Below are 8,448 nucleotides of genomic sequence, written 5' to 3'. Positions count from 1 at the left end.
CAGAAGTAGCTCAGCGACGCCCACCGCATCCATCACACAACAGGTGATGCCCACCCGTCCGCGATCGGGCACACCCCCAAATCAGCGACAGAGCCCGCAAGCTATGCCAGAACCCGTCCTCATGAACGAGGCCGGGCCGGACTGCCGCCCTCGTCCGGGCGGTCGTCTTTGCCTACGACACCACCGCCCCGCTACGGACGGCACGGGCACATCATCAGCTGGAATGGGTTCTCGGCTCACCTGACCGAGACCTGCACCCCCGACGGCCCCAACGTGATCACGGATGTCGCCACCACTGCGGCCACCACCCGCGACAGCCAGGTCCTGCCCGGCTTCCACACCCGCCTGGCCCGCCGCAGGCTACTGCCCGCCGGGCACTTGGTCGACGCCGGCTACACCTCCCTGCCCCACCTGGAAAAAGCCGCGCGTGAACACCAGGTCACCGTCTCCGGGCCGCTGAAGAGCAACCCCACGCACCAGCACCGGCTCCCTGCAGGGCATCGTGCAGGACGGTGTCCTGCACGGTCAGTTGGGCTCGCCGACCCCGAAGGAGGGCGGACGGGCGGACTGAATCGTTCCGGTCGGGTTGTGGGAACTCGCGGAGCCGATACTGCCTGCGGCGCCGGGGGCGTGCGGCCGCGACCAGGTCGGTATGGAATGCCGCCGTACGTCAGCGTGCGGCGCGGTCGGCGATGTCTTGGGCGGCCAGATATCCGAACGTCATGGCGGGGCCGATGGTCGAGCCCGCGCCCGCGTAGCTGTGCCCCATCACTGCGGCGCTCGCGTTGCCGGCCGCGTACAGCCCTGGAATGACCGAGCCGTCCTCCCGGAGCGCCCGCGCGGCGGCGTCGGTGACCATGCCTCCCTTGGTCCCCAGGTCCCCGGGAACGATCTTCAACGCGTGGAAGGGCGGCAGCCACAGGGGCGCCAGCGTGGAGTTGGGGTCGACCGAGGGGTCGGCGAAGTAGTGGTCGTAGGCGCTGGTCCCACGCCCCTGGTCGGTGTCCCTTCCCGTGCGCGCCTGGTCGTTGAACCGGTTCACCGTGGCGCGCAGCGCTGCCCCGGGCACGCCGATCGCGCGGGCCAGCCCGTCCAGGGTCAGTGCCGAGTGCACCGCGCCCGAGGAGTACCAGGAGGACGGGAAGGGCAGCGTGGGCGCCACCGTGCGGAACAGGTACCGGTTGCGGTAGTTCTGGTCCACCACCAGCCACGCCGGTATGCACGGGTCCGTGGGATTGCGGTCGTACATACGGTGGACCACGTCGGAGTACGGGGCTGCCTCGTTGACGAATCTCCGGCCAGCCGCATCCACGAACAGGCCCCCGGGCAGCGTGCGTTCCGCGAGACAGAAGTAGGGCCCGTCGGGCAGCGGGACCGTCGGCCCCCACCAGGCGTCGTCCATCAGCGCGAGCGCCGCCCCCGCGCGCTGTCCGGCCCGGATGCCGTCCCCGGTGTTCTCCTTCGCACCCATGGTCCATTCGGTGCCGATGGGGGCACGCTGGTACTGCCGCCGCATCTGCGCGTCGTGTTCGAAGCCGCCCGAGCCCACGATCACGCCGTAGCGTGCCCGGACCAGTCCTGGCGCGCCCGCCCGGTTCACCAGTACGCCACGGATCCGGCCGCCCTCCGCATGCAGATCCACCAGCGGAGTGTTCAGCCACACCGGCACGCTTGCGTCGAGCAGCCCCTTGCGCAGTGCTCCCGCCAGCGCCTGACCCATCGTCAGAGGTTTCTCGCCGCGCAGTGCGGCGGCGGTGCCGCGCGCCAGCGCGGTGGCCGCCACGGCGGCGCCCTTGGCGCTCACGGCGGTCAGGTTCAACCACCGGTAGTCCTGGCTGAAGATCACGAGGCCGGCCGGGACGGGGAGGTACGACGGATTGAGGTGAGCCAGTTCCTGACCGATCAGGTTGCCGTCGAAGACGTCGGGCTCGATGGAGCGCCCCATGGCCAGACCGCCCGGCCGTTCGGGGTAGTAGTCGCTGTAACCCTCCATCCAGCGGAACCTCAGCGGGCTGTTGCGCTGTACGAAGTCGATCATCCTGGGGCCGCCAGAAAGGAAGGCCCGCTGCCGCTCCACGGGCACTTCGTCCCCGGCCACCCAGGCCAGATACCGGGTGGCCTTCTCCAGGGTGTCGGGGACCCCGGAGGCCAGGATCACGGGGTTGTTGGGAATCCAGATACCTGCCCCCGACCGGGCGGCGGAGCCGCCGAAGGTCGGGGCCTTCTCGACGACCACACAGCTCATCCCGCGCTTGGCCGCGGCGAGCGCGGCGGTCAGCCCGGCCGCACCCGACCCCACCACGACCACGTCGTACTCCCCGAGGACCGGAACGTCCGCGGCGTACGATCTCGCACCGGAGCCCAGCAGGCCGGCGCCGAGCGCCAACCCGGTGGTGGTGCCCAGCACCGCACGACGCGACGGCAGAGCGACTTGGTGCACGGCAACTCCCAAGGGTTGGGCGAAAAGAGTTGATGGTGCGTCAGGAACTTTGTCGGTCGGGCTTGCAATGTCAAGGCATGGAGGACACCCGGGTGGGCGTGCTGCTCGCCTCCGCCAGGGAGACGCGGTGCCGGGCTCCGAGGCGCCGGGCCGGTCAGCCCTGCGAGCCCCCCCGGCCGCCCACTGGACAGCTAACGAGCTTGTGCATGGTTAGCAGCGCTCAGCGCCCACAACGACGACGTACGGGACATGATGCGCAGCCGGATGTAGGTGTCGTGCAACCACGGTGGGGCTCATTCCAAAATTTTGGAATGAGCCCCACCGTGGTTAGTGCCCCAGGCCCGTGGTTAGTTCCCGGCCGGAGGTGCAGTGTTTCGCTGAAGGGGTGAGTCAGTCTCGGTCCATCCGGAGCATCTGGTCGCTCGTCTCAGTCAACCTTGACCATCTACCGATGGTTCTCCACTCCACACTCCACCGACAGCGAATCCACATGACGCCGAACGGGCTGCTGACCTAGCGTTCCGCCCATGACCACCCCAGACGTCGGCACTGACGATGAGGGCAGCGTGACCATCCGCTGCCAGGACAACGCGTTCGTCGACGTGACGTTCTGCGACCGGTTCAGCTTCGACGCAGACTCCGTGCACTATGCCGTTGAGCTGCGGGCCCCCGGTCTGACCGCTCGCGTCAACGAGGTCGTCGCCTGGATCTGGGACAGCGATCTCACCGCGTTCCTGGAAGAGCTTGCCGCCGACTACCGGGGATGGGACGGCGAACGGAGCTGGCAGACCAACGACAAAGACCTGACGGTGTCGGCGGTCTTCCGGTCCGGCGGCCACGTCGGGCTGACCTGGGCCTTGCGGCCGTGGCCGCAGGCCGCTGGCGGCTGGGCCGCATCGGTGACCACCCGGTTGGAGGCCGGCGAGCAGATGACTTCCCTGGCGGCCGATGTCCGGGCCTTCCTCACCGAGGAGCACCCGTGACATCCGGCATGCGCATCACCTGGTCGCTGGCGGGACCCGGGTGGGCCGACTGCACCCTTGAGGATCCCCAGGCGAAAGTCGAACTCACCGCGTCCTACATCACCAGTGCGCCCGAGGAGTTCCTGACCGCGGTGGCCCGGCTCGTCGCGGGCGAGACGGAGACCCGTGCCCAGTTCGAGGCCGAGCCGACCGCCTACCGGTGGATCTTCTACCGCGATCGGGGCAAGTGGGGCGAACACTTCCCACGAACCGAGCTCGAATCCCTCAGACGCCGCCTTTACCCATTGGCTCCACACACGCCGCAGCACACCCAGCTCACTGAACTGGGCGGCCGAGATCGAACGCGAGACACCCGTCGACTCCACCCCCTCCAGGAATTCTTCCGGCTCCTGGACCAATTTCGAAGCCAAGAACCTAGCTCCGAATAGGAGTTGGGAAGGCTATCTCGGCCCGGGGTTCGGGGAGGGCAGGTGGTGCCAGTAGTGTCCGCACCCGCCAACACAGAAGAGCTGGCGGCGACGTTCGTCGGCGACTCCCAGCACGGCGATCAGCAGCCGGAACGCCTTGAGACGCTCGTGTTCAGGAGCCAGGCTGGCGATCTTCCACAGCTGCACATTGATCGGCCCCCGGGCGATGAGGACCGCCGGAGTATGGGTTTCCCGGAGTCCGGAACGCTGAATACTCGTCGGCCCGTCGTCGCTGGTGGCCCGGGCCTGCACACAGAAATGCGAGAGAAGGCGCAGAGCCGCAGCCTTCTCCTCGCCCCCAAGCCCTGAGAACCACTCGATGCCCTGCGGCATCGGGCGTATCCCTTGGGCGAGTTCGTTGAAAATCTCGGCCGCTTCGATCACTCCCACACCCCCTGAAGCACATGCAAGCAGATCCTCCAGCCCAGCACTGTCAGTGGTCTCTGACAGGATGCCGGTCAACCTCATGATCAGGAGAGACGATGGGTACGTGGGACATCGGCCCGTTCGACAACGACACCGCAGCGGACTTCTGTGGCGACCTTGATGAGGCAGCCGCAGATGAACGTGAAGGCATAGTCCGCCGTACTTTGGCACGGGTGGCCGACACTGCGGGCTACCTCGAAGCGCCCGAATCCGACGAGGCCGTCGCTGCGGCCGCCCTCGTCGCCGCGCAGCACCCCGGGGGCGAGCCTGCTGAGGGCCTTGACCCTGAATCCTGAACACGGGTTATGCGGCTGGTGCCAGCGTAGTTGGTGTGCAGTGGAGGGCGTTTTCGAAGGCGATCGGTGATCGTTGTCCGAGACGGGAGTGGCGGCGTCGGGTGTTGTAGCGGTCGAGCCATCGGAAGGCGTCGAGTCGGGCCTGGCGTTCGTCGGGCCAGCTCTTTCGTCCCTGCAGGGTCTCGCGTTTGAAGGTCGCGTTGAAGGACTCGGCGAGTGCGTTGTCCGCGCTGGACCCGACCGCGCTCATGCTTCGCCGAACCCCTGCTGACCTGCAGGCTTCGGCGAATGCCCTGCTCGTGTACTGGGCTCCGTGGTCGGTGTGCATGATCGATCCGGCAAGGTTGCCGCGGGTGCGGATCGCCGCGGCCAGGGCGTCGGTGACGAGATCCGCGCGCAGGTGGTCGGCGATCGCCCAGCCGGCCAGACGGCGTGAGGCGAGGTCGATGACGGTCGCCAGGTAGCAGAACTTCCCGCCGTCGATGGGCAGGTAGGTGATGTCGTCGACGTACTTCGTGTTGGGCTTCTCGGCACTGAAGTCGCGACCGATGAGGTCCGGTGCTGTGGCCGCCGCCGGATCGGGGACGGTGGTGCGGTGCCGGCGGCGCAACCGGATCCCTTCGATCCCGGACGCTCGCATAATCCTGGCGACCTTCTTGTGGTTGACCGCCTCACCGCTTGTCTCGCGGAGCTCGGCGGTGATTCTCTGAACTCCATATGTGCCGTCCGATTCTTGGTGCACCACCCGTATGCGGGCGGCCAGTTGTGCGTCGGCCGCCAGCCGGGCGGTTCGGGCCTCGGCTGTCCGGCGCCAGTAGTAAAAGCTCGAGCGGCTCACGCCGAGGATGCTGCACAGCCGCTTCACGCCGTCACGGTGGTGGAGGTCGGCGACGCACTGGAAGCGGTTCACCAGCGCGTCTCCCCGGCGAAATACTTTGCCGCTTTGCGGAGGATTTCGCGTTCCTCCTCCAGCTCCCGGATCTTCTTCCGCAGAGCTGCGTTCTCCGCTTCCAGCGGGGTCGGCGGGTGGGCCGGTTCCTGCGTCCGGCGTCCCCGCGGACGACTTGCTCCGGCGGCCCTCACCCAGTTCCGCAAGGTCTCTGGATTGATCCCCAGATCGGCGGCGACCGACCTGATCGTCGTGTCGGGCCGTGACTTGTACAGCGCGACCGCGTCCGCCTTGAACTGCGGCGGGTAGTTCTTCATGACCACGAGATGTCCGTTCTCAGATCCGCAGGATCCAGTGTCTCGTGTGTCCAACATCAGGGGTCAAGGCTCACCCTCCTAGTCACCATGGCTGTGGTCACACACAAGACCTACGCGCGCACCCGGAAATTGTGCACGCAAGTGCACACAGGCATCGACACCCTGCTGCGGGACATGGAAGCTCTGCATGGCGCACCAGCCCCCGCCGAAGGTCCGGGTTCGCCTGGCTCGTCGCCCACGGCAACCGCAGACTGCGCTACCTCGGCACCCTCAAGAACGACACCTGGCTCCACACCCGAGCTGCCGCCCTCAACCTCCGCCGACTGATCAACCTCGGAATCACCCGAACCGACCGGACCTGGACACTCACCCCCGCCACCCCCTGACGGCAGGGGTCTTGTCTGCACCAACACCCACGCTGACCAGGCAAGATCTTCAGCAGACTTCTAACGGGACCCCCACACTGCTTGTACGGACACCTCCGGCAAGCCGACTCAGACCAAACTGACTTGGCCGGAGGCGTCGAGGTCGTTCGGACCAGTGGGGCGCTGTGCTGTCACGGTTGGATTCCCGGCCAGCGAACCCTGGTCACCGGGCTTGTGCGCTATCTCTCGCCGATCAGACCCAGAGGGCGATGGCTTCCAGGTTCAATGCCCGACCCTCGGTGCCGACAGTTACGACACCATCATTCCGTGCGGCCATCGTGCCGACGTTCTGCACGTGAGCCTGAGCCGTCACCCTGCCGCTACTGACGGCGATCTCGACAGCCTCCATAGGACGCGCCTGGCCCACCGTTCCCACCCTGACGTTCACGTAGTCATTCGCACAACTGAAGTTTTCCCAACCGTAGTTGCGCAGGTGAGCCCGCACGCACACGCGGCCAACTCCTCCCACGGCCACCTCCAGGGACTCCATGGCCTTGTTCAGCCCAAAGGACCCCGCCCAGTTTCCGTCGCAAGTCGTGCCAAGCCACCCGTGGTCAGCCACGTGAGCGCGGTAACACACCACGCGGGCAGCAGCAGCCGACTGCCCGCGCTTGGTTCTCTCGACCTTCAGCGCCTCCGCTGGCGTGACACCTCTCGCGTAGGTCGTCGACGTGGGCTCGGGCACCTGGGCCTGGGCCACCCCCACCCCCGCTCCCGCCACACCGAAGGCCGACACAGCGCAAAGCACCAGGAACGATCGGATACTTCTGTTCACGGGTTCCTCCTGATCGACTGTACGAATCCGGGCTCTGTGTAGCAGTCCAGGAACCCCCGCTGAAGAAGGTCCCCCGACCTGTCCGGGACTAGCTGGAGGAATGGCCGAGTCCGGGCCCGTGCCTCCACAGTGCGACGGCCTACAGGACTCCCCGCCCACCCCCAGTGGTCCCGGTACGTGCGGCTCCCGCGCTCCCCGTAGCGGCTCGTTCTTGCCTCCACGTCGCCCCCACCCCCTGACCAGGCCCGGCGCTCTCCTTCCTCGCCGCCCTCCACCCGGCCCAAGGGGGACACCGCACATGCACCGCAAGCCACCCAGCCCTGTGCATCCGCTGGCAGCACGACGGTCTGCCCATTCCCGGAGATTCCGGCGAGGTCCTCGCCCGCGACGCCGTCTGCCTGCTGGACGTGCCAACGCACAAGACCGGCACCGCGTTCACCAAACCCGTCGATCCGCTCTTGGGCCAGGCCATCGAGGCATGGCGAACCGTCAGGCCGACGCAGCCGCAGATGTTCGACCGCAAAACCAATGAGTACGCCGACTTCCTTTTCGCCCGGCGGGCCCGCCGGGTCGCCAAGCACTACATCAACACAGCGATCATCCCGATGCTCTGCCGCAAGGCCGGCGTCCCCACCGCCGACGTCCGCGGCAACATCACCAGCCACCGAGCACGCTCCACCAGCGCCAGCCAGCTCTACAACTCCAAGGAGCCCATGACGCTCTTCGAGCTGCAGGAATGGCTCGGCCACCGGACGCCCGAAGCGACCACGCACTACGCGAAGCTCACCCCGAACACCCTGGCCAGGGCCTACAACGACGCCGGATACTTCGCCCGCAACGTCCGCACCATCGAAGTGCTCGTCGACCGAGACGCCATCACCTCCGGTGCTGCCGCGGCGGGTGAGCTCTGGCAGTACCACGACCTGGGACACGGGCACTGCACCTACACCTTCTTCGAGCAGTGCCAGCACCGGATGGCCTGCGCACGCTGCGACTTCTACACGCCGAAGGACTCCAGCAAGGGCCAACTGCTGGAGGCGAAGGAGAACCTGCAGAAAATGCTCGCGAGCATCCCGCTCACTGACGACGAACGCGCCGCCGTCGACGACGGCCAGGCCGCCCTCGACCAGTTCCTCGAACGACTCACCGACGTCCCGACCCCCGCCGGGCCAACACCACGGGAGATCGGACTGCCAGCCACCCCGACATTCCTGCCTATCATCCCAGTCCGCCAAGGGCCGTCTGGGCCAGACAGGTCGTGCTCAGAGGCCGAGCCTAGTTGCTGACAGCCCGCTGCCAGCAAACGAAAGCACGGTAGGGGGGGGGGGGGGGGGGGGGGGGGGGGGGGGCCCGCGCGCGGGGGGGGGGGGGCGCCCCGCCGCGCCGCGCCCGCCCCCCGGGGAGGGGGGGGGGAGGAGTGGGGGGGGTGG

Annotated in this window: 7 protein-coding genes and 1 pseudogene; 4 read left to right on the top strand and 4 right to left on the bottom strand. The window is 67.6% G+C overall.

Going from position 1 to position 8,448, the window contains the following annotated elements; all coding sequences use genetic code 11:
• Positions 1–670: 670 nt before the first annotated feature.
• Entirely contained in the window at positions 671–2,440 is a 1,770-nt protein-coding gene (gene kstD / locus ACIA73_RS04385) for a 3-oxosteroid 1-dehydrogenase (protein WP_399436726.1), read from the bottom strand.
• Positions 2,441–2,967: 527 nt separating this feature from the next.
• Here kstD and ACIA73_RS04380 point away from each other — a divergent pair.
• Positions 2,968–3,423: a DUF6228 family protein gene (locus ACIA73_RS04380; RefSeq protein WP_399436725.1), complete on the top strand. Its 456-nt coding sequence runs from the start codon at positions 2,968–2,970 to the stop codon at positions 3,421–3,423.
• Positions 3,420–3,851: a hypothetical protein gene (locus ACIA73_RS04375; protein WP_399436724.1), complete on the top strand. Its 432-nt coding sequence runs from the start codon at positions 3,420–3,422 to the stop codon at positions 3,849–3,851. The genes ACIA73_RS04380 and ACIA73_RS04375 overlap by 4 nt, the downstream gene beginning before the upstream one ends.
• Positions 3,852–3,863: 12 nt before the next feature.
• Here ACIA73_RS04375 and ACIA73_RS04370 read toward each other — a convergent pair whose 3' ends face one another.
• On the bottom strand, positions 3,864–4,274 hold the full coding sequence (locus tag ACIA73_RS04370; protein WP_399436723.1) for a DUF5958 family protein: 411 nt from the start codon (positions 4,272–4,274) through the stop codon (positions 3,864–3,866).
• Between the two features lie 98 nt (positions 4,275–4,372).
• On the opposite strand from ACIA73_RS04370, the pseudogene ACIA73_RS04365 reads away from it, so the two are divergent.
• A pseudogene (locus tag ACIA73_RS04365) lies at positions 4,373–4,591 on the top strand (DUF4259 domain-containing protein); the annotation flags it as partial.
• 28 nt (positions 4,592–4,619) lie between these two features.
• Here the strand turns inward: ACIA73_RS04365 and ACIA73_RS04360 are convergent.
• A protein-coding gene (locus tag ACIA73_RS04360) for an IS3 family transposase (protein ID WP_399436722.1) occupies positions 4,620–5,824 on the bottom strand; the annotation gives its coding sequence in 2 pieces (ribosomal slippage) (positions 4,620–5,533 and positions 5,533–5,824; 1,206 coding nt in all).
• Between the two features lie 612 nt (positions 5,825–6,436).
• Positions 6,437–7,018: a polysaccharide deacetylase gene (locus ACIA73_RS04355; RefSeq protein WP_399436721.1), complete on the bottom strand. Its 582-nt coding sequence runs from the start codon at positions 7,016–7,018 to the stop codon at positions 6,437–6,439.
• 407 nt (positions 7,019–7,425) lie between these two features.
• Between ACIA73_RS04355 and ACIA73_RS04350 the strand changes: the two genes are divergently transcribed.
• Positions 7,426–8,304, top strand: a complete 879-nt coding sequence (locus ACIA73_RS04350) for a tyrosine-type recombinase/integrase (RefSeq protein ID WP_399436720.1) — start codon at positions 7,426–7,428, stop codon at positions 8,302–8,304.
• Positions 8,305–8,448 lie beyond the last annotated feature (144 nt).

Origin of the sequence: Streptomyces sp. NPDC051561 (genome assembly GCF_044454195.1) — a bacterium.
In the GTDB taxonomy this organism is placed as follows: domain Bacteria; phylum Actinomycetota; class Actinomycetes; order Streptomycetales; family Streptomycetaceae; genus Streptomyces.
Note: the sequence above shows the minus strand (reverse complement) of the source record. Positions and strands in the feature narration are given on the sequence as shown.